We start from the raw sequence: 24,173 nt of genomic DNA, 5'->3' as shown, positions 1-24,173 counted from the left end.
AAAAAGAAAATAATAAGCCAGAAATAGATAAGTTGGGAGAATTAGGACTATGGAAAATATAATGTTTGTGGCAATATCTGAAAATATGGCTGATATGGCTAGACGAGTAAGTGGCGAAATGGGCTTAAATATCCCTATTATAGTTAGTGAAATGGAGGAGGTTGAAGATTTAGTAAGAAGGAGTCCTGATATAGAAGTTTTTATAAGTCGAGGTGAAACAGCAAGATTATTACAACGATTTTCTAACAAACCTGTAGTATATATAACATGTTCTACTACGGACATTCTTGAGCCAGTGCAAAGATTAACCAGTTCTGGAATTGATAGAATTGCTGTAATAGGATCACCGTTTTTGATAGGTGAAGGATCCTATGATTACAAAATAGGAAATACTGAAATATATATGCGTTCATATGAGCTAGAAGAATTAGATTATTTAGCTTCATATCTTCAAGAGAAAGGAATACATTGGGTTGTTTCGGGAGCAATAGACTTAAAAGTAACAGAAAAATATAATTTGAAAGTTGAACCATTAAATACAAAATTACCTTCAATTAAACGGGCTTTGCTTGAAGCTGTTAAAATAGGCAAAGCTCAGAAGGATGAGCGATTACGTGAGAGGGAAAAAGCTGAAGAGATTGGTGATTATGCTGCTAAGTTATATGTTGCTATTGAACAATCTGCTGCAGCTGTTGAAGAATTGGCTTCTTCTTCTGAAGAACTTGCTGCGGCAAGTCAGGAAGCAGCTAATGTGGCAACTAAAGCCTTTGAAGATGTAAATAATACATCAGAAATATTACAGATTATTCAACGAGTAGCAAAACAGATAAACTTATTAGGATTGAATGCTGCTATTGAAGCATCACGGGCTGGTGAAAATGGGCGAGGATTTTCTGTAGTTGCTACAGAAGTGCGCAAATTAGCTAAAGAAAGCAATATGTCTGCTAGCAAAATAGATAATATGTTGAATCAATTTCGCAGTTCTGTTGAAACTGTATTACAAAATATTGAACAGAGTAATACTATTTCTCAAGAGCAAGCAAAGTCGAATCAAAATATTGCTTATATGCTTGATAATTTGAGAGATGTTGGTCGTAAGTTAATGGATATGTCAGAAAGAAAATCATAGGAAATAAGAATAAAATCTCTCTCAAAGGAAAAACATAATTCAGAGAGAGGAGTGATTTAAAAGTGGATCAAATTAAAAATAAAGATTTAACAATGCTTAATAAGGTAGAAAAAATGAATGTTCAGCATGATTTTAATAAGGAAAATAACAGACCTGAAACAAAGCAGGTTAAAAATAAAAATAAATAAGTTAGTAAAAAGTCTTAGAAGCAATTTCTAAGGCTTTTATTTAAATCATAATAAGGCTATAAAGACAAGCTTTCATATTTAATATATAATGGGTTTATATGAAAAATTAGCTTTAAGTCACCTATTGCTAGATAATAAATGTATTGGAGGTATATTATGAAAAACAAGCTAAAGTTTGTCTGTTTCTATTTATTCTGTGTTTCACTGTTATTTATTCCGTTGAAAGTTTCTGCATCAACTATAACTTATAAAGAGCAGTTAAACCAGCCTTCTTTTAAAGAATGGAAAATTAAGTTTAATGGAATCATTGATAATGATGAGGCTAAAGGCAATATAAGAGTAGAAGATTCAAAGGGGAATATAGTTAATACTTTCATAACTGTAAATAATGATATTGTAACAGTAGCACCTCTAGCAAGAGGATATAAAGAAGGGGAGAGTTATTATTTAAAAATAGATAGATATATTACATCAAGAGATTTAAAAAAGTTAAAGAATGATTATTCTATGAAGTTTACTATAAAAAAAGAAGAATTTAAGCTTGGAAATGAACGACTGCTCAGTGAATATGGTAAGCTTATAGATGGAAAAAATATAGGACTTATTACAAACCAAACTGGGTTGGACAGCAATGGAGTAAGTACTATTACTAAGCTTGCAAACTATAAAAAGACAAAACTTATAGCTTTATACGGGCCAGAGCATGGTATAGATGGGGAGGCTAAGGCAGGGGAATATGTTAAGTCCTATACTCATCCTACTTTAAAAATTCCTGTATATAGCCTATATGGGGATACGAGAAAGCCAACATCAGATATGCTTAGGAATGTAGATGCAATCATCTTTGACATACAGGACATAGGTGCGCGCTCTTATACATATATATCTACTCTCAATTATGCTATGAAGACAGTAGTAGAGACTAAGAAGAAAATTATAGTATTAGACAGGCCAAATCCTTTAGGAGGAAATATAATGGATGGGCCTGTTATGGAGGATAAGTTTATTACTTTTGTAGGAGTAGACAACCTCCCTATGACTTATGGAATGACAGTAGGAGAATTAGCAAAGTTTTTTAATAGAAAAATAAATGCCGACCTAACAGTAATTCCAATGACAGGATATAATAGAGATATGATATATCAAGACACAGGATTAAAGTGGGTACAAAGCTCACCTTATATACCTGATATAACCTCTGTATTTTGTTATAATGCTACAGGCCTTGGAGAAGGAACAGGAATATTTCAAGATGATTATTTCAAATGGGTTGGAGGAAAAGGGATAGACTCTAATAAATTTGCAAGCCTTTTAAATGGGGCAAAGCTGCCAGGAGTTACATTTATGCCAGAAAAGAGAGGTACAAGTGGAGGGGTAAGGCTAAATATAGTAGACTATCATAAATTTAATCCAGCAAAGACAGGAATTTATATGTTATTCTACGCTCGTTCTCTGAATAATTTTACGGTTCCTAAAAGTGGAAAGAATATTGTAATGTTTGATAAAATAATGGGAACAGCTTTAATAGGACAATCATTAGAGAAAAAACTTATGCCACAGCAAATTGAGTCGCAGTATAAGGGCGGTTTAGAAAAGTTTAAAGTAGATAGAGAAAAATACTTAATTTATAATTAATTTAGGCAAGTGCTTTATAAGCATGATAAAAAGATGACTGCCGCAGCAGTCATATTTTTATTTTTTATCATTACTATTGTTATTTTCATATTTTTCTATAAGAGCTCTTCTTTTTTGTCCCTTCTTTTGAGCATCTTCTGGATCAGGACGTTTCATGCCCTTTTTAGCCATAGCTTATACCTCCTTCTTATCTACTCTATTTCCACCCCAATATTCAACATCAGTTAAAGGCTTTACTGCAGATTCAACTTCTATCTCTTGAATTTCATTATTCTTATCCATAATCATCATAGTGGGAACTATTACAGTTCTTTCTTTTTGTTCAAGTATGGGTTCCTTAGTCCTTTCTCTTCTTATATGGTAAAGCTCTTCTGGTGTTACTTCCTTACCTTTAAAGCTAGAAAGTTGCATCATATCACCCTCTTATCTGCCGAATTCTGCTTGTTCAGCAAATTCATCTTTTTCTTCACTAAACGGGAAAGGATTGGTTTGACTTCCGCTGTGGTAGCCATAAGTGTAACCCATTCTATCAGGAGTATGCTCCAAAACAGCATCGTCATCTTCACCACTGATTGGTACATATTTTGCATTTATATCTTCTATTACATGGTGTATTTTTCCATAATCTTTATTTCTGTTGTTTTTAGTGACCATAGATTTTGTCCCCTTTCTAAAAATATTTTTCCCTTGGGGAATGAAAAAATACAGTTTATTTTATATTTAAATATATATGAGATTGCTTAGGAAAAACAGTTGAGGAGCAAAACAGTGCAAGATGAATTATTTAAAATTCATAATTCACTATTTCAAAAAATATGTATAAACGTATACAATTGCAATGCATGTTTTCTGTGGAAATAGCTTGGATTACGTAGAATAATTAGAAAGTTTAAAAATATGCACAATATGAAGATGTGAATTATATAAAAATAAACTTGCAAAAGTTACGCTGATAAGTTAAAATATATATAGAAAAATTTTCATAGGAATTCGGAAAAATTATATATACATTTAAAATTATTTATATATGTGAAAAGGGGGATGGACTTATGCATGCTGTAAAACCTAGTATAAATGCTATGGGAGATTCTGCAGTAACAATAAAATTTAGCGAAAGTATAAATTTGAAATCGCATTTAGTAATAAAACTATTATCTGAATATTTAGACAAAAGACCTTTTGAAGGAATGATAGAATATATTCCTGCGTTCACTACAATGACAATTTTTTATAATCCCTTAGAGATAATGAGAAAAAATCCACATAATAATGATATTCCTTTCAATATAGTTAAAGCAAAGATAGAAGATATATTATGTGATTTAGGAAGTAATATAGAAGATAAGCCTAGAATAGTTGAAATTCCTGTATGCTATGGAGGAGAGTTCGGACCAGATTTAAAGTTTGTAGCAGAACACAATAATTTAACTGTAGAAGAGGTTATTGATATACATTCAAGCTGTGAAAATAGAGTTTATATGATAGGGTTTGCACCTGGCTTCCCATATCTTGCAGGTATGTCAGAAAAAATAGCTGCGCCAAGAAGAAAAACTCCAAGGCTTACTATACCAGCAGGTTCCGTTGGTATAGCTGGAAGCCAAACTGGAGTGTACCCTATTTCTACTCCAGGAGGATGGCAGCTTATAGGAAGAACTCCTATTCAACTATTTAGACCAGAAGATGATATTCCAAGTCTTCTAAGAGCCGGTGATATTGTTAAATTTAAAGCCATTTCAAGAGCAGAGTATTATGAAATTCAAGAAGCTCAATGTAAAGAAGAAGGAAAATTAAAATGGGCATAGAGATAAGAAATCCAGGGCTGTTAACTACTGTACAAGATCTTGGAAGATATGGATTTAGAAAATATGGAGTAATTGTAAGCGGAGCAATGGATGAAGTTGCTCATAGAATAGCAAATTTGCTTGTAGGGAATAAAGAAGATGAAGCTACTTTAGAAATAACACTTTTAGGCCCAGAAATTTTAATTAAAGAAGATACTCTTATAGCTATATGTGGAGGAAACCTATGCCCAAGCATAAATGAATGTAAGATCCCTATGTGGAGACCGGTTTATGTAAGGGGAGGAAGTATACTGAAGTTTGGAAAGTGTGCAAATGGAGCAAGGGCATATATAGCCTTTGCTGGTTCTTTTAAGATTGAAAAGATAATGGGAAGTAAAAGTACATATTTAAGAGGAGAAATAGGTGGATTTGAAGGAAGAAAACTAAAAAAGGGAGACGTAATAAAATTAAACAAGCCTCATTCTAAAATCACTAATTTTATTAATATCCTATCAAAAAGAATTAATTCTAATGGATTTGCATATCCTAAATGGTTTATAAACAAATCGATTTATTGTAAATATAGTAAAAATCCAGTAGTGCGAGTAACTAAGGGAGGAGAACTAAATTATTTTAATGAAGAAAGCATAAGAAGCTTTTTTAGCCAAGAGTTTGTGATAACTCCTCAATCAGATAGAATGGGATATAGACTTAGCGGTAAGACGTTAACGCTTAAAGAACCTCTAGAGATGATATCAGAAGCAGTATCTTTAGGAACTGTACAGGTACCTCCAGATGGAAATCCTATAATTTTACTTGCAGATAGACAAACCACAGGAGGATATCCTAAGTTTGCGGAAATCATATCTGTAGATATACCTATTATAGCACAGTTAAAGCCTGGGGATAATATAAAGTTTCAGGAAGTCTCCTTAGAATATGCTCAAAAACTATATATTGAAAGAGAAGAAAACATAGAAGAGCTGAAGACAGCATTAAAAATTAAGATGAAAGGAGAGAGGTAGTATTATGTTTCATGTAGATTTAAACTGCGACATGGGAGAGAGCTTTGGAGCTTATAATATAGGAAATGATGAGGCAATACTTGATTTTATAACTTCTGCCAATATAGCTTGTGGATTTCATGCAGGAGATCCTTCTATTATGAATAAAACTGTAAAATTAGCATTAGAAAAAAATGTAGCTATAGGGGCTCATGTAGGATTTCAGGATTTAGTTGGATTTGGAAGAAGAAACATGGATATATCTCCAAGAGAGGCCTACGATATAACTGTTTATCAAATTGGAGCGTTATATGGATTTGTAAAAGCAGAAGGCGGAAAAATGAGTCATGTAAAGCCTCATGGAGCTTTATATAATATGGCAGCTAAGGATAGCAAACTAGCAGAAGCTATAGCAGAAGCTGTTTATAAAATAGATCCGGAACTTATCTTGTTTGGACTTTCAGGAAGTAAATTAATAAAGGCTGGAGAAAAAATAGGACTTAAAGTAGCCAATGAAGTTTTTGCAGATAGAACTTATACAGATGAAGGAGCATTAACTCCAAGAAAAGAAAAAAATGCGTTGATTAAAAATAAAAATGAGGCTATAAATCAAGTGATTAGAATGGTAAAAGAGGGCAAAGTTGTATCAACTGCTGGAAAAGAAATAAGTATACAAGCAGATACTATATGTATTCACGGCGATGGAAAGAATGCTTTAGAATTTGCTAAAAAAATAAGAGAAAGTTTAGAAAATAGTGATGTGCAAGTTAAAAGCATTTATGGTAGTTAAATAAATAATAGGGGGAAAATTTAAATGAAAGATAAAGGAAATAAGACTAATTGGAGTGTGATTTTGGGAGCGGCTTTCTTAATGGCTACATCTGCCATAGGACCAGGATTTTTAACTCAAAGTACAACATTTACAGGCCAATTAGGAGCAAGCTTTGGTTTTGTAATTTTAATATCTATTATATTAGATATAGGGGCTCAATTAAATATATGGAGAATTATACTTGTTGCTAGAAAAAGAGGTCAGGAAATTGCCAATATGGTGATGCCAGGTCTTGGATATTTTGTAGCTATCCTTGTTGTAATGGGAGGACTTGCGTTTAACATAGGTAATGTAGGAGGAGCAGGTCTTGGATTAAATGTTTTATTTGGTGTAGATGCTAAAATAGGAGCTGTAATCAGTGCTGTTATAGCTATTGCAATCTTTTTGGTAAAAGAGGCTGGAAAAGCAATGGATCGTTTTGCACAGGTAATGGGAGGAATTATGATTCTTGTTACTATATATGTAGTTATCACATCAAATCCTCCAGTTGGCACTGCAATAGTTAAAACATTTGCACCTGATACTATAGATATGATGGCCATTGTAACCCTAGTAGGAGGAACTGTAGGAGGATATATAACTTTTGCTGGCGGTCACAGATTATTAGATGCTGGATTATATGGTGAAAAGGACATTCCTAAAATGAATAAAAGCTGTTTTACAGGAATAGGAGTAGCATCATTAATGAGAATTTTATTATTCTTAGCAACACTAGGAGTGGTATCTAAAGGACTTACTCTAGATCCATCAAATCCACCGGCATCAGTATTTAAGTTAGCAGCTGGTAATGTAGGATATAAGATATTTGGTATCGTAATGTGGTCTGCTGCAATAACTTCTGTTATTGGTTCAGCTTACACTTCAGTATCTTTTATTAAAACTTTTAATGAAAAAATAGCTAAAAATGAAAAAGTTATAATAATATTATTTATAATTGTATCTACAGCGGTATTTGCTTCTATTGGTCAACCAGTTAAGATATTAATCTTGGTAGGGGCTTTAAATGGACTTATTCTTCCAATTACCTTAGGAACTATGATTATTGGAGCACATAAAAAGAATATTGTAGGAGATTACAAACATCCTATTTGGATGACTATTTTTGGAGTAATAGTTGTAGTTATTATGGCATACCTGGGAATAAATACACTTATAAGCCAGATTCCAAAACTGTTTGTGTAATATAAATAAAATGTGACAATTCTTAATATTGAACATTCCGTATGAGATTTGCATTTAGGAAAGCTTTACTGTGCAAACCTCATACTCCAGTTCAATATTAAAAAGATTATCCACATTTATTAAAGAAAAATGTTTTCATAAAAATAAATACACATCGCATTTTATAAAATGGAGGGAGTATAGATGAATTATAAGGAAATATGTGAGATAATAAAATCTGTAAGCGATTCTACTCTTAGCTTTGCTGAAATTAAGACGGGAGACTTATACATAAAGATGGAGAAAAATTCTTCAACTAAAGATAAAGTTAGGGAAGCGAATGAATGCAGTCCGGATGAAAAGTCTCTTATAGTAGAGGAAGATAAAGCAGAAATTACTCATGAATTCAAGGAAGAAAAAGTCGAGAACAATATAGAAGTTGTTACATCACCTTTAGTTGGAACATTTTATAGAGCATCTAGTCCAGAAAGTGAGCCATATGTAGAAGTAGGTTCTAATGTAAAAAAGGGAGATGTTCTTTGCATTATAGAAGCCATGAAGCTTATGAATGAAATAGAAGCAAATGTAGATGGAGAAATTGTTGAAATCATGGCACAAAATGGAGAAATGGTGGAGTATGGTGAAAGCTTATTTAAGATTAGAAAAGCTGATTAAACGTGCTGAAGAGAGGGGAAGTTATGCTTAAGAAAGTATTGATTGCTAATAGAGGAGAAATTGCGGTTAGGATAATACGCGCTTGTAAAGAGCTTGATATTAAAACCGTGGCAGTATATTCCGAAGCTGATAGAGAAGCTTTACACACAAAACTTGCAGATGAATCTATTTGTATAGGACCGGCACAAGCAAAAGACAGTTATCTCAACATAGAAAGCATTATCACCGCTGCAAAGTTAAGTAAAGCGGAAGCAATTCACCCTGGATATGGATTTTTATCTGAAAATAGTGAGTTTGCAAAGGTATGTAAAGAATATAATATAGAATTTATCGGGCCAGAGGCTGAAACCATTGATTGCCTAGGAAATAAGTCTAGAGCAAGGGAAATCATGATAGAGGCTGGAGTTCCAGTTATTCCTGGATCTAAGGGTGCCGTTAAGAATGAAGAAGAGGCTTTAAATGAAGCGAGTAAAATTGGATATCCAGTTATGATTAAAGCCTCAGCAGGTGGCGGCGGAAGAGGAATAAGAGTAGTTAAATCACAAGAAGAATTAATAAGCGTCTTCAATACAGCAAGAACTGAGGCGAAAAATGCTTTTGGAGACGATACTATGTATATAGAAAAGTTTATAGAGAACCCTCATCATATTGAATTTCAAATTATAGGAGATAACTATGGTAATATAGTGCATTTGGGAGAAAGGGATTGTTCTATTCAAAGGAGACATCAGAAAGTAATAGAAGAAGCACCATCATCTATAATAAGTGAAGAACTTAGAGACAAAATGGGTAGAGCTGCAATTAAAGCAGCAAAAGCTGTAAAATATAAAAATGCAGGAACTATAGAATTTTTAGTAGATAGATATGGAAATTTCTATTTTATGGAGATGAACACACGAATTCAAGTTGAGCATCCCATAACAGAGGCTGTAACTGGAATAGATATTGTAAAAGAACAGCTTAAAATTTCTTCTGGAGAAGCCTTGAGCTTTTCCCAGGATGATATAGAAATAAATGGGCATGCTATAGAGTGCCGTATTAACGCAGAAAATCCCGAAAAGGGATTTATACCATCTCCTGGAAGGATAGATTTTATACATTTTCCTGGTGGTCCTGGGGTGAGAATTGATACTTTTATATATAATGGATGTATTATTCCTCCAAATTATGATTCTATGCTAGCAAAGCTTATAGTTCATGGCAAAGACAGAGAAGAGGCTATTTGTAAAATGAGAAGAGCTATCTCAGAGTTTATAATAGATGGAGTAGATACAAATATGAATTTTCAGTTTCAAATATTGAAAAATCAGAATTTTAATAAAGGTAGTTTTGATACATCATTTATTGCAAAAGAATTTGGTATGTAATATATTAGAAGGACAGATTATTTTTAAGAATAGGATGTAAATGCTATAAATACATCCTTTATTTTTTCATATTAAGGAATATAGTATTTGCATTACAAATGTACTAACTTTAGACCTTTTAGGAATTTGGATAGTTTTTGCATGCCATGAGCTGACTCAGGGTATAGTAATGATAATAAGATGGAAGTCACGCAAATTGGAAGGAATGTGGTTTGTGAGATGAAGAAAAAGAAGGCTAAGAAGTCTGAGTTTTTAAATCATGATTATCATAACTTCACAGAACAGCATATAGGTATAGAATCTAAATATTTTGGAATTGAAAATAAAAGTATTTTAGAAAGACACATATGGATATATGAAGTACATTCACAAATTCAAAAGAGACTAAAAAATAGCTGTGTTCTAAAGGGAGGTGCTTGCGCTCAGTTATATCTTCCTCTAGAAGTTCAAAGATGTACTGAAGATCTAGATATTTATACAAGTTTAAATCCAGTTAAGCTAAAAAAGGAATTGCAGTATTTAGCTAAAGATTTTAATATGAGTAAGATTCCAGCAAAAATTCATGAGTATATACCTAAAAGTGTTAGATTATATGGTAAGACCATGCCAATTACTACTATAATAATAAATTTACCATTTATATTTAAAGAGAGCAGAAAAAGAGGAGCTTCTGAATTAAAAATAGACTTTCTACATGTTGATATAAAAAGACTTCAAAAGAATTTTATAAATAATGGAGAAGTTTTAGGGTTAGAGTTAAAATATACTCCAAATTGTATGTCTCTTTACTCTATAATAGGAGCAAAGCTCATAGTTTTTGCAGTGAATACAATTGGAATAGAAGGATTTAAAAAGGATAAATTATATAAAAATATGTACGATGTATATTATTTAATTGAAAATAATAATGATATAGACACTTTAAAGAAAGTTGGAGATTATCTAAAAGACAATATAGATATGGAATTCTATGTTAAAGGAATAGAGAAAGTAAGTTTAGATGATATATTAACAGATATATTAAAAGAACTATATATTCTATCTGTAGAAGATATTAAAGAGGGATATGAAGGAATTTCAAAAAGGGTTAAGAAATTTGAAGATAACTATATTCAAAAAAGAATAAGCTATAAGTTAACCTATGACAGATGGGGAATTATGGCTAGCTATATTTATATATGGGTCTATGCATTGAAAAAATATATAATGAATGATGACTGTGGAAGTCTAGAGGATATGGACCATGTTTTTAAAGAGTACGAATATTATAATACACTCTCCTCAAAACAACAGATAAATTATCTAAATAATATTATAGATAAATTAAGAGTGAGAGAAGATCTTAGATATGATTTTGTCGAAGAACCACTAAGGCTTATTTATTTACATAATATAATAAGTTAGTTTTCTCTATTTTAGTTACTAATTATCATTATAAAAGAAAAATGTTGTACACTTTTCTTTTATGGTGGTATTATTCAATAAGAGACAAATATTTGACTGAAAAGAGGAAACTTAAAATGAGAGAAAATAACGTTAATAGAGAGCATGCAAAGGCCGTAGTGCTTTTATTAATTACTGCTGTCTTATGGAGTTTTGGAGGTATACTTATAAAATTAGTAAGTTGGAATCCTATTGCTATTGCTGGTATGAGAAGTGGTATTGCATCGCTACTTTTGCTGTTTATAATAAAAAAACCTAAATGGCAGTGGAATAGAACTAAGGTTTGTGGAACAATTGCATATGTTTCTATGCTAGTTTTATTTGTGTCTGCAAATAAGTATACTACTGCTGCAAATGCTATATTACTTCAATATACAGCCCCGGTATATATAGCTATATTTGGAAAAGTATTACTAAATGAAAAGACAGAAAATATAGATTGGCTTTTTATAGCAATAATAATAGTAGGAATGTTTTTATTTTTTAAAGATGATATAGGTGGAGGAAGTTTAATAGGAAACATTCTTGGCATTTTAAGTGGAATAGCCTTTGCTTTTAATGTTATCTTTATAAGAAAACAAAAGGATGAAAGTCCTATTGAAGGTGTGTTTTGGGGAAACATTCTCACCTTTATAATAAGCATTCCGTTTATGTTTAATTCTATGCCAGATGCTAAAGGATGGACGGGCTTAATCTTACTAGGAACGGTTCAGATAGGTTTTTCTTATGTATTGTATACTAAGGGTATAAAAAATGTAACTGCCCTAGAAGGTGTACTTATTCCAGTAATTGAGCCAATACTAAATCCAGTGTGGGTATTTTTGTTTATAGGTGAGAAGCCAGGAAAATGGTCATTAATAGGAGGAACTGTAGTTTTAACCGCTGTAACATTAAGAGCGGTATATATGACTGTAAAAACCACAAAGCGCAAGGAACTATCTATATAATTTTTAAGTAGAGTTATTGCATATACATTCTATAGCTTTACTTTTGGTGTTAGGAATTTAAAATTAAATCTAGCAGAGCCAGAGTAGATTTGTTGTCAGCCTATCGATATTATTACCAATAGCAGCTGGCAGCAACTCTATTTTAAATTCCTAACAATAATTATTTTGAACAAACTTTCCTCTTATATGTTAGAAGGATGTTAACAAAGTTTCCGAAAATTGCGATGCAATTTTCTACTTTGAAATTTTAACCATTTTTGTTGCAAAATTATAAATGTTTTTAATTAATGATGGCGTATTAATATAAGTGATTAGCCAATAAAATAGGACTAATTGTAATAAAATTGAATATGTATAAAAATTTGTTTTTTCCATCATTTTGTATATAATACAATAAATATATGATAAAATATTATAAGTCAATAATAAATTACGGGGGGCTGACATTATGGTTAAAACCTTTAATCATGGTATATTTGAAGATAAAGCTTTTACTGATAATATGATAAACGAGCTATCGAAGATAGCTGAAAAGAATAATGTAATTAATCCTGAGTTTTACAAAAGATATGATGTTAAAAGAGGACTTAGAAATGAGAATGGTACAGGAGTGCTGGTTGGTCTTACAAGAATAGGAAACGTACATGGATATATGGTAAAAGACGGAGAAAGACTTCCAGATGAAGGTAAGCTAACATATAGAGGAATTGATTTAGAGACAATGGTAGAAGGATTTCAAAGTGAAAATAGATTTGGATATGAAGAAACATGTTATCTTCTTCTGTTTGGAGAACTTCCTAATAAGTCTAGCTTGGAGAAGTTTGGAGAAGTTTTAGGAAATTATAGATATCTTCCAGATGGATTCACAGAAGATATGATATTAAAGTTTCCAAGCAATAATATAATGAATAAACTTCAAAGAAGTATTCTTGCTGCATATTCTTTCGACGATAATCCAGATGATACAAGCATTAGAAACATTGTAAGACAAAGTATAGAATTAATTGCAAGGGTGCCTACTATGGTAGCCCATGGATATCAGGCAAAAGCTCATTACTATGATAAACAAAGCCTATTCATTCATTCTCCAAGACCAGATCTTGGAACTGCAGAAAACATACTTTATATGATAAGACCTGATAATCATTATACAAAAACAGAAGCGGAAACATTAGATTTAGCTTTAGTAATCCATGCAGAGCATGGAGGTGGAAATAATTCTGCTTTTGCGACTCATGTAGTATCTTCAACAGGTACGGATACTTATTCTGCTATAGCTGCTGCTGTAGGATCTCTAAAGGGGCCAAAGCATGGCGGTGCAAACATAAAAGTTATGGAGATGATGGATGATATAAAGCGTAATGTAAAAGATTGGGGTAATCATAATGAGATAAGAAATTATCTAATGAAAATTTTGAATAAAGAAGCTTTTGATGGTGCAGGACTAATATATGGTATAGGTCATGCTATTTATACTTTATCTGATCCAAGGGCTAAGCTGCTCAAAAAGAAAGCATTGAAACTGGCTGAAGAAAAGGGAAGAATAGAAGAATTTAATTTTTATAGGAATATTGAAGATATATCAATTAAGATTTTTAAAGAATTAAAAGGTATCGATATATCAGCCAATGTAGACTTCTATTCAGGATTTGTATACGATATGCTTAATATTCCTTGCGAGCTATATACTCCTATTTTTGCAATATCAAGAATAGCAGGATGGTGTGCCCATAGAATAGAGCAGGTAGCAAGTGAGCCTAGAATTATAAGACCAGCGTATAGGAATGTTAAAGATAAAGAAACTTATATACCTATAGATAAAAGATAAGATTTTAACCAAAAATAAAAGCAAACTATCCTGTAACACCATTATATGAATGATTGGAGTTAAATATAAGATTTAGATAACTTTATAGAACATAATAAAAATTATAGCTAGGGTAATAATACTACTAGTGAAAATATTATAAATGTTCTATAAAGGAGAAAGAAGTATGGAACAAAACATAAGTCCAGAAATTTTAGATAAGATAACAAATGTATGCATTTGTAAAAGCATAAATAGAGCTAAAATAAAACAAGCAATAAAAAATGGAGCAGATACTTTTGAAAAAGTACAAAAGGCTACAGGTGCTGGAACGGGATCATGCAATGGGAAAAGGTGCAGAGAGAAGATTGAAGAGTTAATAAAAGAAAATACGAAGTAAAAGAGAGGTAATTGAGCTAAGAGTGTAAGCCAATTACCTTTTTAATTTTCTATTAAAATTAAAAATAAGCTTTTCTAAAGTATTAGCCTATTGTGAGGTTAAAAAAAACCGCGATATAATAAAATGGAGCATACTGGGGAGGAAATAAAATGCAGGAAATAGTACAATCTGTAGATAGGGCACTTTCTATATTAGAAGTATTATCTGATTATGAAGACGGACTTGGTATTACAGAAATAAGTGAAAAAGTAGGCTTACATAAAAGTACTGTACATAGATTACTCTCTACATTAATATATAAGGGATATGTAGAACAGAATCATATAAATAACAAATATAAGTTAACTTTAAGATTATTTCAAATTGGAAATAAAAGAGTAGAGAATATGGATTTGCTTACAGTAGCTAGACCTTATTTAAAGGAGCTAGTTGAAAAGACTAATGAAGTAGCTCACTTGGTTGTAAGTGAGGGTACAGAAATTATCTATGTAGCAAAAGAAGAATCTCAAAATACTATAAGAACTCACTCTAGAATAGGTCATAGAAGACCTCTTTATTGTACAGCTGTAGGAAAATCTATATTATCTCATATGAAGGATAAAGAAGTTGAAGATATATGGAATAAGAGTCATATAGAAAAACTTACAGAGCATACTATAACTGATTTTCAGCAATTAAAGAAATATTTATGTGAAGTTCGACAAAAAGGATATGCAGTAGATGATCAAGAAAATGAAGTTGGAGTAAGATGTGTAGCAGCTTCTGTTTTTAACCATAAGGGTGAAGTTTGTGGGGCTGTAAGCATATCTGGTTCTATAATAAGTTTTACTTACAAAAAACTAGAGGAATTTTCAAAGCTTATAATTGAATATGCAAGAAAGATTTCTGAGGAACTAGGCTATAAATAAATTTAGCTTAGTTTTTTTATTAAGGATATATCTTAAATGAGTAAATATTTTACAAAGACTTTTCATTAAGCAGAAGAGATATGTATTAGGATTGTTTCCTTGAATAAGGAAGCACTATGTAATATTAAAAAGAGACTTCTAGATGATGTGACCCCTGATGTGACCCCAATAAGTTAGACTTTATTTAGCGAGACAACTTCGGCTGCCTCGCTAATTTTATGCAGCCAAGAGATTGAGTCGGTATTGTACAGGACTCATCCATCCTAGTTTTTCTTTGATTCTTTGTTCGTTATAATACTTTATGTAACATTCGATTTTATCTTTTAATTCTTCATAACTATAATATACCACACCATAGTATATCTCTTGTTTTAATAAGCCAAAGAAGTTCTCCATCACTGAATTATCAGACAGTTACCTTTTCTTGACATACTCTGGAAGATCCGTTCTTCTTTTAGACGATGCGAGTAAGCTTTCATTTGATAAGCCCAACCTTGATCTGAGTGAAAAGTTCTTCGGTAAGGACAATCGGATGTTACTTCAATAGCTTTATCAAGAGCATTCATTACATTATTTGCAGAGGGATGCTTATCAATGCCATAACTTATGATTTCACCATTGCACATATCCATAAATGGATCCAAGTATAGCTTGTGCATTGTCATATGTCCTTTGGAATCAACCTCATAGTATTTAAACTCTGTAGTATCAGTTGTTATCTTCTGATGTGGGATATGAGTATTGAAACGTCTGCGAATTCTGTTAGGTGCAACTGTTCCAACTTTCCCCTTATATGAGCTATACTTACGACTTTTCCTAGTAAAAGACATAACTTGGAGACCAAGTTTTTGCATAATTCTTTGGACTTTCTTCTTGTTTACTATATATCCCTGATTTCTGAGTTCTCCATACATACGACGATATCCGTAATCCTTATTATTCTGATGAATATCCAATATTTTGTCCTCTAGCTCTTTATCTGGATTTTCTCTATCAAATCTTTTCTGCCAATACATATATGTTGCTTTTGGAAAACCTACAACTGCGAGAATGTCTTTTAGTTTGAACTCTCCTCGGAGGCTGTGGATGATTCTCGCTGTTTTTTCAGAAGAGCTTCCTCCTCTAAACGCAGCCTCCTCAGTTCTTTTAAATAAGCATTCTCTATACATAGCTTTAACAATTCATCTTCAAGATGTTTCACATGCTCAGCACTAGTGTCTATAGGAGTTGTATCAATAGGCTGAGATTTATGTTTATTGCTTTGCTTATCAAACACGTTCTTCCGACCTCTTTTCCTGGGTCTCAAAGCATCTGGACCCAGCAATCTGAAAATCATTCACCCATTTACAAATCTGTGCAGGATTATGAATTCCTTCTCGAATAGCTAATTCTTGATATGAAACCTCACTTGTTAGATATAATTCTACAACACTAAGCTTATATTCAAAAGAGTATTTTTCTTGTTTTCTAGATCGCATCAAACCTTCGTCACCTTGTGATTTGTAATTATCGACCCATTTTTTTATATTGCTTGGGGCGGAAACACCGTATTTCTGGGCTAAATAAAGTTTTCCACCTTCTCCATTTAGATAAGCCATCACAAGCTTTTTCTTAAATTCAAAAGTATATTTGGACATAAAACAACTGACCTCCAATCGTTAGATTTTAGGTCTAACTTTTGGGGGTCAGTACAAGAATTAATTTTTAGAAGTCTTTTTTTATATACAATAAACATTAGAGTGAGAAAAATTAACTAGAGAAATGAATATCATCATGTTTTGAAAATTCAACAAGAATATCTTCTACTATAATATGTTTTAGATTTCTAGAACTTCTAGAACGGCATATAAATCTAAGAGTCAATATTATACTTTCTCTTTCAATAGATGTGTATATAATGTGAGAAAGATTTTCGTAATATATAGGAAGTATTTTACAGGCAATGTTTAAGGAGTCTTTAGCCTCTTCCTCAATGCTTATAAGTCTTTTGTCTGCAATTTTTAGCATTAATTCCTTAGCTTTCTTCCAATTGCTGTTTGAAGTCAATACTACATCAATTTCGCTCCCAAATATATGGAAAGGAATTGGTCTCATTTACTAAGTCTTCTGTCAGGACTTTTGTGTTAGGAATAGATATAAGCCTACCTGTACTTTGTCCATATGTATTATCATTATTTTTTGTCACTTCAATTATAGTGGTGTAAAACCAGGTTATTTCTAAAACATCTCCTAAACTTTCTCCTATTTTGATTCTATCTCCAACTCGAAAAACATTTTGAGTATTTATCATTATCCATCCAATAAAATTAGCCACAATATCTCTAAATGCAAAAGCAAGACCAGCAGAGAATATTCCTAAAAAAGTAAATATATCCTGGGACTGATACATCCAAATGGGTATAATGAAAATTCCAAAGGCTATGTTAATAAGGTTAGAAAGGATCTTTTTATATTTTATGGTTTGCTTTGAATTTAGGTTTAATTTAAGTATAAATGAACTAAGACTTCTTTTTATAATATAAAGAAGCAAAATAAGGATTAAGGTAGTTGCAAATTTATATGAGATGCTCTCATTTTTAAATTTCAAAGCTAACTCCAATATTAGATTTTTCAATAAGATTCCTCCTTTTAAGATCATATTTATCACACCAATAACAATATGCAGAGAAAAGGAAAAACAGAATTACAAAATTTTATTATACTGAATGATAGCATAAAGTTAATAAATCTGTAGATTAACAATACTTATTTGAAAGGCATACTATAAATCTTGAAGGATAAAGGAAATTACTATATTAAGCATTAACATAAAGTAATTTATAGCATCCCTAATTTTAAGAGATTTTAGAGGAATTTGAAATTGTTTATTGATATATAAATGATATAATTAAATTAAGAGTTTCTAGGAGATTGAAAGTTCTATGGCTCTTTCAAAATAGTGATATAAGTATTAATATGTATGTTGTGAAAGGAGAAATCAGATGAAAAAAGCTATAGGGAAATTATTACCCCTTATGTGGATGATATCTATTCCTATATCCAATATATTTTACAGACTTCTTAATAATTCCAGTAGAGGCGTATATACGTTAGCAATGAATATAGATGATAAAATACCCTTTATAAAGGAGTTTATTATTCCTTATATTATATGGTATCCATTTATATTTATAGCTTTAGTATACTTATGCATTAAAGATAAAAAAGTTTATTATAGAACACTCATAAGTCTTAACATAGGTCTTATAATCTGTTATTTGATATTTTACTTTTTTCAAACTACAGTAAGTAGACCAAATATTGAGGGTATGGATATTTTTACTAGGTTGGTAAGTATAATATATAATCATGATAAACCATATAATGCTTCCCTAGTGTTCATGTTATAACTACCTATATTGTAATGAGAGGAGTTAATATGGTTGGGAGAAGAAAACTTACACTTGTTTCTTCTAACTTAATTGGAGTACTAATAATATTATCCACTCAATTTGTAAAGCAGCATGTAATCTTAGATTTAGTATCAGCTATCATTCTAGGTGAATTTATATTTGGTCCGGTCACAAATGTATACTACGATATTTTGGCTTTAAACATGAAAAAAAAGATGGAAAGTTAGAAATATTTTACGACGTAAAATATTTCTAACTTTAACTTTTCGCTTGAATTGATGAGATATTTGAACATCATGCATGGGATTTGCATTATAGAAAGCGTTGAACAATCATTAGAGCTTAATATTTGTTTAATGCTTTCCATAGTGAAGCTTTCCTAAATGCAAATCTCATAGGTGATGTTATATAACTTCTTTTTTATTTTTTTCAAACTTTTCAATGCGGTTTATTTGTTTTATTTCTTTAAATAAGAAAAAACTTGTAAGAAGCGCTGCGACTATATCAGCTATAGGCTGAGAAAGCCAAATTCCATCTAAGCCAAAAAACTTAGGCAGAATTAAAATTATAGGTATTAGGACAATAACTTGTCTTAAAAAACTTAAAAATATAGAAATCTTAGCTTTACCTACAGCTTGAAAATAATTTGATGCTACTATTTGGTAACCTACTATAGGAAGGAATATTAAGTCTATTCGCATTCCTCTAGAACCTAGTTTTGTAAGCTCTGGAGCATCGTTAGCAAAGGCTTTAAATAAAATATGAGGAAAAAACTGAACTAATATAAATCCTAAAGAAGCTATACAAACACCAGAAATAATAGCAAATCTAAGAGTTTTTTTAACCCTTTCATAGGATTTAGCACCATAGTTATATCCAAGAATAGGCTGAGAACCTTGGTTTATTCCAAATATAGGCATAAAAATTAATAATGAAATACTGGAAATTATACTCATAGCAGCTACAGCAATATTACCACCATAAACTATTAATCCTTTATTATATAGAGCTGAAACTGCACTAGCTGCAATCTGCATTGAAAAAGGAGAAAGGCCTATGGTAAGTATTTCTAATACTATAGCTTTATTTGGTTTTAAATTAGATTTTTTTATTTTAAGTATGCTTCCACTATTTTTACTTATAAAATAGTGCATTACCAGAGTACTATTAACTGCTTGAGAAATTATTGTGGCTATAGCAGCACCACGAATTCCAAGTCCTAATCCAAAGTCAAAAATAAAGATAGGATCTAAAATAGTATTTGAAATTGCACCAACGAGCATAGTTCTCATAGCAATCTTTGGATTTCCCTCAGAACGTATGATATTATTTAGACCAAAACCTATATTTTGAAGTATAGCTCCTAAAATTATTATTGATATGTATTGTTTAGCATAAAATATACTCTCTTCATCTGCTCCAAGGGCTTTTAAAATTGTATCAAGAAATATAATTCCCAATATAGATATAATTACAGATATTATTATACTTAAAATAAATGCTATATTAAGAATTTTTTCAGCATCTTTTTTGTTTCCTTCTCCTAATTTGATGGAAATAAGAGTTGAAGCTCCAATACCTACAAGCATTCCAAAGGCCATTATAATTGTAGATATTGGCATAGTTATTCCAACTCCAGTGAGAGCCTTCTCTCCCACGCCTTGTCCTATATGACCTATAAACATTCTATCAACTATATTATATAGCGCATTTACTATCATTCCTATAATAGCAGGTATGGAAAACTTTAGAAGTAATTTTTCTACACTTTCTGATCTCAGTTCTTCTGATCTATCCATAGAATACCACCTTTCTAATATAAAATTTATAGCTTTATAGAATATGTAGTCAATTTAAAGCTTTATTATATCATATACTTAAAAGTAAATATATAAGAATAAAAATAAATCTTAAGGAGAATATAAAAATACGAGTTAGGTTAGAAACTTAAAATGATTATTAAGAGTTAGGGGGATTTGATGAGGATAGATCAAGAATTTATAACTCCGATTATTTCAGCTACAGCTGTAATAGTTGGCTCTCTTATTGGGGCAACTTGCACATGGATTACAACAAATCATTCTACTATAAAAAGTATAGAGGTAGAAAATAAGATTGTAGAAGAAAATAGAAAAAATGAAGAACTTGAAAAGCTTTTAAAGTTTTGTGAAAATATAAATATTATAAGATTAGATATATGTAATTCATTATTTCAGAGCATAAGAACTTTAAAAGATTTTCATAAGGGAAATTTTGAAAGCAGATATCCAATATCTATAAATAGAGATTATTCAAGAGTAGTAGCATCATTAACAGGAAAATTTGATTTAAAAGAATTGAGCTATATATATCAACTATATGGAATTATAGAAACATTAAATAAGCATGTAAATGAATTGAGATTTAATGATAAAGATGGATATGAGCTGATAAAAATGGATTGTGAACTTCTATTGAGAAAGTTTTATGGAGATAATTATAAAAATATTATAGAAGTGGATATAGATAGAATATGCTATGAGGAATTATATGATAATGAATTTATTAAGAAAGGGTATCGAGATGTACTAAGAAAATTGGATATGCATAGTTATTCTGAAAAGAATAAGGAAAAAGAAATAAAAGAAAAATATGTTCAATAAAGGGTAGAGGAAATCTCTACCCTCTATTGCTGTATTGTAAGCATTTTTCAACATAAGAGCAGAAATGAAATATACATGCTTTAGAATAAGAGAAGCTGAAAGTATCGCATTCATATTAGCAATAATAATCCCATAAACTTCATGAAGTTCAGAGTATATTATAAAATCCTTTCACACAAAATACTATGGAAAATAACTTTAAACTGAATAGTTTTTAACGATGAGAAACGGAGGTGACTCAATGTTTAAGCATGAAAAAGCTTTGCTCCAAGAAGTAAAGGCAGAAGCTCCTAATCCTCAATATGCAGTATTATTGCAGGAGCAATTAGGAGGACCTCAAGGAGAGCTTAAAGCAGCTATGCAATATATGTCTCAAAGCTTTAGAATTAAGAATCCAGAAATAAAGGATTTATTTTTAGATATTGCTGCAGAAGAAATGAGCCATATGGAAATGGTTGCACAAACTATTAATCTTTTAAATGGTCATGAAGTAAATGCAAATTCTGTTATGTCTGGAGAAATAGAAAGTCATGTGTTAGGCGGATTAAGTCCTATGCTAATGAATTCATCTGGACATCCATGGACAGCAGATTATGTAAATGTTACAGGAGACCTTGTAGCTGATCTATTATCTGATATTGCAGCAGAGCAAAGAGCTAAAGTAGTATATGAATACTTATACAGGCAAATAAATGATAAATATGTAAAAGAAACTATTGATTTTTTATTAAATAGGGAAGAAGCTCATAATGCTCTATTTAGAGAGGCTCTAAATAAGGTACAGGATAGTGGTTCGAATAAAAGTTTTGGAGTAACAGAAGATTCAAAACTATATTTCGATTTGTCTACGCCAGGAAGATTTTTTGAATCACCAAATCCTACACCACCAAGTTTTGAAAATCCAAGAGTAAATTAGAAATGTATAAAAAAAAGATATATGGTTAAATTAATAGAGTAAAAATTATAGAGTGAAAATTACTCTAATAAATTTAGGAGGAATAAAAATGGCAAACAGAAATGATAACAGAAATGAAAACAGAAATAACGATTTAAGAAACGACAGAAACGACAACAGAAATAATGATTTAAGAAACGAAAGAAACGACAACAGAAACAACAAAGACAAGTAAAATTGGAAAAGGTTGAATTTAAATTTTAAAAATTATTTAATTCAGCCACAAAGAGTCTTCATGTAGAGTTTGCATGAAGACTCTTTCCATTTGTTTTATAAAATTAAAATAAATACATAATATCACCAAAAATCAGATAAATAGTTTGTCCTCCCAACTATTAAATAGTATTAAAGATAATATTAAAAGAGAAAATAATAAAGAAGTACGATAAATAGGAGGAATTGCTATGAGTGATGCTGTTAATAAGAATAAAAAAGATATATCTGAGATAGAGAATGCTCATAGAGTAGATCAGCTTATTAATGTAGTGGACAATTATACTAGAACACAAAGACATCTAGAGCAGTACTCACATATAGGAGATCCAGATAATAGAGATCGGGCAAGAGAAATACAGAAAGAGAGAGAGAAAGAGATAAAGACTTTAAAAAATATCATAGCTTATGGAGATAGTAAACAAGGGGATCCTGTTACAAATGAACTTCATAATTTAGAGAAAAATTATGCCTATGCAGAGGGGTATTTAGAGCATAATAATGATCATATGCCTAAGGAAGATATTGAAAACTTAAAGGAAAAACAGGAAAACAGAAGAGAAAAAATGAATGAATTAAAATTTAAATAATTAATGCAGCATTTAATCGCTAATCACTAGTCTTTACTGGATGGATATCATATCTAAAATTAGAAACGCTAGAGATTAGCGATTTTTTATATATAAAAGATTATCTTTTTATTGTATAATATTTATTTAGTGATATTTTACTTGAAAGGAGGGAACAATATGGAAAATATAGGTTTAGTCCTCGAAGGTGGAGGAATGAGAGGAACATATACCTCTGGGGTTTTAGATTTTTTTATAGAAAAAGAATTATATTTTCCATATGTCATAGGGGTTTCTGCAGGAGCTTGTAATGCAGCATCTTATATTTCTAAACAGAAGGAAAGAAGTAAAAGAATAAATATAAACTACATAAAAAATCCTAAATATTTAAGCTTTAGAAATCTTATAAGGGAGAAAAGTGTTTTTGGAATAAAATTTGCTTATGATGAAATACCAAATAAATTGGAGCCTTTTGACTATGATACATTTAATAACTCATCACAAAAATTTCTTATCGTAACTACTGATTGCTTAACAGGAAAACCTGTATATTTTGAAAAAAACGATTGTAAGGATATACTTAAGGTCATAAGAGCGTCTAGCAGCCTGCCATTAATAGCACCAATGGTTGAAATAGATGGTGGTTTATATTTGGATGGAGGAATATCTGATTCTATCCCAATAAAAAAAGCAATGGAAGATGGATATGAAAATAATATAATAATATTAACACGAGATAAATCATATAGAAAGTCTCCTATGAAATTTCAAAGACTTATAAAAAGAAAATATAAAAAGTATCCTCGTCTAATTGATACCATATTAAACAGATATAAAGTCTATAATGAAACTTTAGATTATATAGAAAGGTTAGAAAATGATGGAAGGGTATTTGTAATAAGGCCCAGCAAAGATCTAAAGGTTAGTCGATTAGAAAAGAATCCTAAAAAGTTAGAAGCAATTTATAAGCTTGGATATGAAGATATGAATAGTATGTATGAAAAAATGAAAAAATGGATGGAAGAGCAGAAGTAAAAAACTGCTCTTTTTTTATTGTAATTTTAATTTTTATAGCAAATTTTATGTATGGTAATTTTGTAAAATCAAATAATAGATAGAGTACAG

At 30.9% G+C, this 24,173-nt stretch carries 27 protein-coding genes and 1 pseudogene; 21 read left to right on the top strand and 7 right to left on the bottom strand.

The annotated features are described in order from the left end of the window. The first annotated feature begins 49 nt into the window (after positions 1–49). From ACFWTK_RS08545 to ACFWTK_RS08535, 3 genes are all read left to right on the top strand, one after another. Positions 50–1,129 (top strand): methyl-accepting chemotaxis protein, encoded by a 1,080-nt coding sequence (locus ACFWTK_RS08545; protein WP_106024306.1) that lies wholly within the window; start codon positions 50–52, stop codon positions 1,127–1,129. A 62-nt stretch (positions 1,130–1,191) separates the two neighbouring features. Next, on the top strand, positions 1,192–1,317 hold the full coding sequence (locus ACFWTK_RS08540; protein WP_415875596.1) for a hypothetical protein: 126 nt from the start codon (positions 1,192–1,194) through the stop codon (positions 1,315–1,317). Positions 1,318–1,473: 156 nt separating this feature from the next. Next, positions 1,474–2,952 carry a DUF1343 domain-containing protein gene (locus ACFWTK_RS08535; protein ID WP_415875595.1) on the top strand — a complete coding sequence of 493 codons (1,479 nt, stop codon included), beginning with the start codon at positions 1,474–1,476 and terminating at the stop codon, positions 2,950–2,952. A 174-nt stretch (positions 2,953–3,126) separates the two neighbouring features. On the opposite strand, the gene ACFWTK_RS08530 is transcribed toward ACFWTK_RS08535, so the two are convergent. Together ACFWTK_RS08530 and ACFWTK_RS08525 are read right to left on the bottom strand one after the other, a co-directional pair. Next, positions 3,127–3,366: a hypothetical protein gene (locus ACFWTK_RS08530; RefSeq protein ID WP_415875594.1), complete on the bottom strand. Its 240-nt coding sequence runs from the start codon at positions 3,364–3,366 to the stop codon at positions 3,127–3,129. Positions 3,367–3,375: 9 nt separating this feature from the next. Next, complete coding sequence (locus tag ACFWTK_RS08525; protein ID WP_415875593.1) at positions 3,376–3,606, bottom strand: hypothetical protein; 231 nt, start codon at positions 3,604–3,606, stop codon at positions 3,376–3,378. A 395-nt stretch (positions 3,607–4,001) separates the two neighbouring features. On the opposite strand from ACFWTK_RS08525, the gene pxpB reads away from it, so the two are divergent. The 11 genes from pxpB to ACFWTK_RS08470 all read left to right on the top strand — a co-directional run bounded on the left by pxpB (position 4,002) and on the right by ACFWTK_RS08470 (position 15,277). Continuing rightward, positions 4,002–4,754, top strand: a complete 753-nt coding sequence (pxpB, locus tag ACFWTK_RS08520) for a 5-oxoprolinase subunit PxpB (protein WP_415875592.1) — start codon at positions 4,002–4,004, stop codon at positions 4,752–4,754. Continuing rightward, positions 4,745–5,758 (top strand): biotin-dependent carboxyltransferase family protein, encoded by a 1,014-nt coding sequence (locus ACFWTK_RS08515; RefSeq protein WP_415875591.1) that lies wholly within the window; start codon positions 4,745–4,747, stop codon positions 5,756–5,758. Before pxpB ends, ACFWTK_RS08515 begins: the two co-directional genes overlap by 10 nt. A 4-nt stretch (positions 5,759–5,762) precedes the next feature. After that, entirely contained in the window at positions 5,763–6,527 is a 765-nt protein-coding gene (gene pxpA / locus ACFWTK_RS08510; RefSeq protein WP_415875590.1) for a 5-oxoprolinase subunit PxpA, read from the top strand. A 24-nt stretch (positions 6,528–6,551) separates the two neighbouring features. Continuing rightward, positions 6,552–7,751: an NRAMP family divalent metal transporter gene (locus tag ACFWTK_RS08505; protein ID WP_415875589.1), complete on the top strand. Its 1,200-nt coding sequence runs from the start codon at positions 6,552–6,554 to the stop codon at positions 7,749–7,751. A gap of 183 nt (positions 7,752–7,934) precedes the next feature. Further along, positions 7,935–8,405 (top strand): acetyl-CoA carboxylase biotin carboxyl carrier protein, encoded by a 471-nt coding sequence (gene accB / locus ACFWTK_RS08500; RefSeq protein ID WP_415875588.1) that lies wholly within the window; start codon positions 7,935–7,937, stop codon positions 8,403–8,405. 23 nt (positions 8,406–8,428) lie between these two features. Next, positions 8,429–9,772: an acetyl-CoA carboxylase biotin carboxylase subunit gene (locus tag ACFWTK_RS08495; RefSeq protein ID WP_415875587.1), complete on the top strand. Its 1,344-nt coding sequence runs from the start codon at positions 8,429–8,431 to the stop codon at positions 9,770–9,772. 180 nt (positions 9,773–9,952) lie between these two features. Further along, entirely contained in the window at positions 9,953–11,176 is a 1,224-nt protein-coding gene (locus ACFWTK_RS08490) for a nucleotidyl transferase AbiEii/AbiGii toxin family protein (protein ID WP_415875586.1), read from the top strand. A 116-nt stretch (positions 11,177–11,292) separates the two neighbouring features. After that, on the top strand, positions 11,293–12,162 hold the full coding sequence (locus tag ACFWTK_RS08485; RefSeq protein WP_415875585.1) for a DMT family transporter: 870 nt from the start codon (positions 11,293–11,295) through the stop codon (positions 12,160–12,162). A gap of 448 nt (positions 12,163–12,610) precedes the next feature. Then, positions 12,611–13,990: a citrate/2-methylcitrate synthase gene (locus ACFWTK_RS08480; protein ID WP_415875584.1), complete on the top strand. Its 1,380-nt coding sequence runs from the start codon at positions 12,611–12,613 to the stop codon at positions 13,988–13,990. Between the two features lie 166 nt (positions 13,991–14,156). Further along, positions 14,157–14,369 (top strand): (2Fe-2S)-binding protein, encoded by a 213-nt coding sequence (locus ACFWTK_RS08475; RefSeq protein ID WP_415875583.1) that lies wholly within the window; start codon positions 14,157–14,159, stop codon positions 14,367–14,369. Between the two features lie 149 nt (positions 14,370–14,518). Next, on the top strand, positions 14,519–15,277 hold the full coding sequence (locus ACFWTK_RS08470) for an IclR family transcriptional regulator (protein WP_415875582.1): 759 nt from the start codon (positions 14,519–14,521) through the stop codon (positions 15,275–15,277). Positions 15,278–15,493: 216 nt separating this feature from the next. Here the strand turns inward: ACFWTK_RS08470 and ACFWTK_RS08465 are convergent. The 4 genes and pseudogenes from ACFWTK_RS08465 to ACFWTK_RS08450 all read right to left on the bottom strand — a co-directional run bounded on the left by ACFWTK_RS08465 (position 15,494) and on the right by ACFWTK_RS08450 (position 17,891). Further along, a pseudogene (locus tag ACFWTK_RS08465) lies at positions 15,494–16,446 on the bottom strand (IS3 family transposase). A gap of 99 nt (positions 16,447–16,545) precedes the next feature. Beyond that, positions 16,546–16,914 carry a transposase gene (locus ACFWTK_RS08460; RefSeq protein WP_415875581.1) on the bottom strand — a complete coding sequence of 123 codons (369 nt, stop codon included), beginning with the start codon at positions 16,912–16,914 and terminating at the stop codon, positions 16,546–16,548. A gap of 112 nt (positions 16,915–17,026) precedes the next feature. Next, positions 17,027–17,371 carry a hypothetical protein gene (locus ACFWTK_RS08455; RefSeq protein ID WP_415875580.1) on the bottom strand — a complete coding sequence of 115 codons (345 nt, stop codon included), beginning with the start codon at positions 17,369–17,371 and terminating at the stop codon, positions 17,027–17,029. Beyond that, entirely contained in the window at positions 17,331–17,891 is a 561-nt protein-coding gene (locus tag ACFWTK_RS08450; RefSeq protein ID WP_415875579.1) for a mechanosensitive ion channel family protein, read from the bottom strand. Before ACFWTK_RS08450 ends, ACFWTK_RS08455 begins: the two co-directional genes overlap by 41 nt. A 367-nt stretch (positions 17,892–18,258) precedes the next feature. On the opposite strand from ACFWTK_RS08450, the gene ACFWTK_RS08445 reads away from it, so the two are divergent. After that, positions 18,259–18,666 (top strand): hypothetical protein, encoded by a 408-nt coding sequence (locus tag ACFWTK_RS08445; protein ID WP_415875578.1) that lies wholly within the window; start codon positions 18,259–18,261, stop codon positions 18,664–18,666. A gap of 14 nt (positions 18,667–18,680) precedes the next feature. Beyond that, on the top strand, positions 18,681–18,896 hold the full coding sequence (locus ACFWTK_RS08440; protein WP_415875577.1) for a hypothetical protein: 216 nt from the start codon (positions 18,681–18,683) through the stop codon (positions 18,894–18,896). Between the two features lie 177 nt (positions 18,897–19,073). On the opposite strand, the gene ACFWTK_RS08435 is transcribed toward ACFWTK_RS08440, so the two are convergent. Further along, complete coding sequence (locus tag ACFWTK_RS08435) at positions 19,074–20,468, bottom strand: MATE family efflux transporter (RefSeq protein WP_415875576.1); 1,395 nt, start codon at positions 20,466–20,468, stop codon at positions 19,074–19,076. Between the two features lie 180 nt (positions 20,469–20,648). Here ACFWTK_RS08435 and ACFWTK_RS08430 point away from each other — a divergent pair, with 180 nt between their 5' ends. The 5 genes from ACFWTK_RS08430 to ACFWTK_RS08410 all read left to right on the top strand — a co-directional run bounded on the left by ACFWTK_RS08430 (position 20,649) and on the right by ACFWTK_RS08410 (position 24,083). Then, positions 20,649–21,311 (top strand): hypothetical protein, encoded by a 663-nt coding sequence (locus ACFWTK_RS08430; RefSeq protein ID WP_415875575.1) that lies wholly within the window; start codon positions 20,649–20,651, stop codon positions 21,309–21,311. Positions 21,312–21,552: 241 nt separating this feature from the next. Beyond that, positions 21,553–22,227, top strand: coding sequence for a manganese catalase family protein (locus tag ACFWTK_RS08425; RefSeq protein WP_415875574.1), 675 nt, complete (start codon positions 21,553–21,555; stop codon positions 22,225–22,227). An 88-nt stretch (positions 22,228–22,315) separates the two neighbouring features. After that, complete coding sequence (locus ACFWTK_RS08420) at positions 22,316–22,441, top strand: hypothetical protein (protein WP_415875573.1); 126 nt, start codon at positions 22,316–22,318, stop codon at positions 22,439–22,441. A gap of 229 nt (positions 22,442–22,670) precedes the next feature. After that, on the top strand, positions 22,671–23,069 hold the full coding sequence (locus ACFWTK_RS08415; protein WP_415875572.1) for a hypothetical protein: 399 nt from the start codon (positions 22,671–22,673) through the stop codon (positions 23,067–23,069). 159 nt (positions 23,070–23,228) lie between these two features. After that, on the top strand, positions 23,229–24,083 hold the full coding sequence (locus ACFWTK_RS08410) for a patatin-like phospholipase family protein (protein WP_415875571.1): 855 nt from the start codon (positions 23,229–23,231) through the stop codon (positions 24,081–24,083). Positions 24,084–24,173 lie beyond the last annotated feature (90 nt).

The sequence above is a fragment of the Clostridium sp. genome (assembly GCF_047777555.1).
GTDB lineage: Bacteria > Bacillota > Clostridia > Clostridiales > Clostridiaceae > Clostridium_H.
This window is presented reverse-complemented; position numbering and strand designations above follow the sequence as displayed.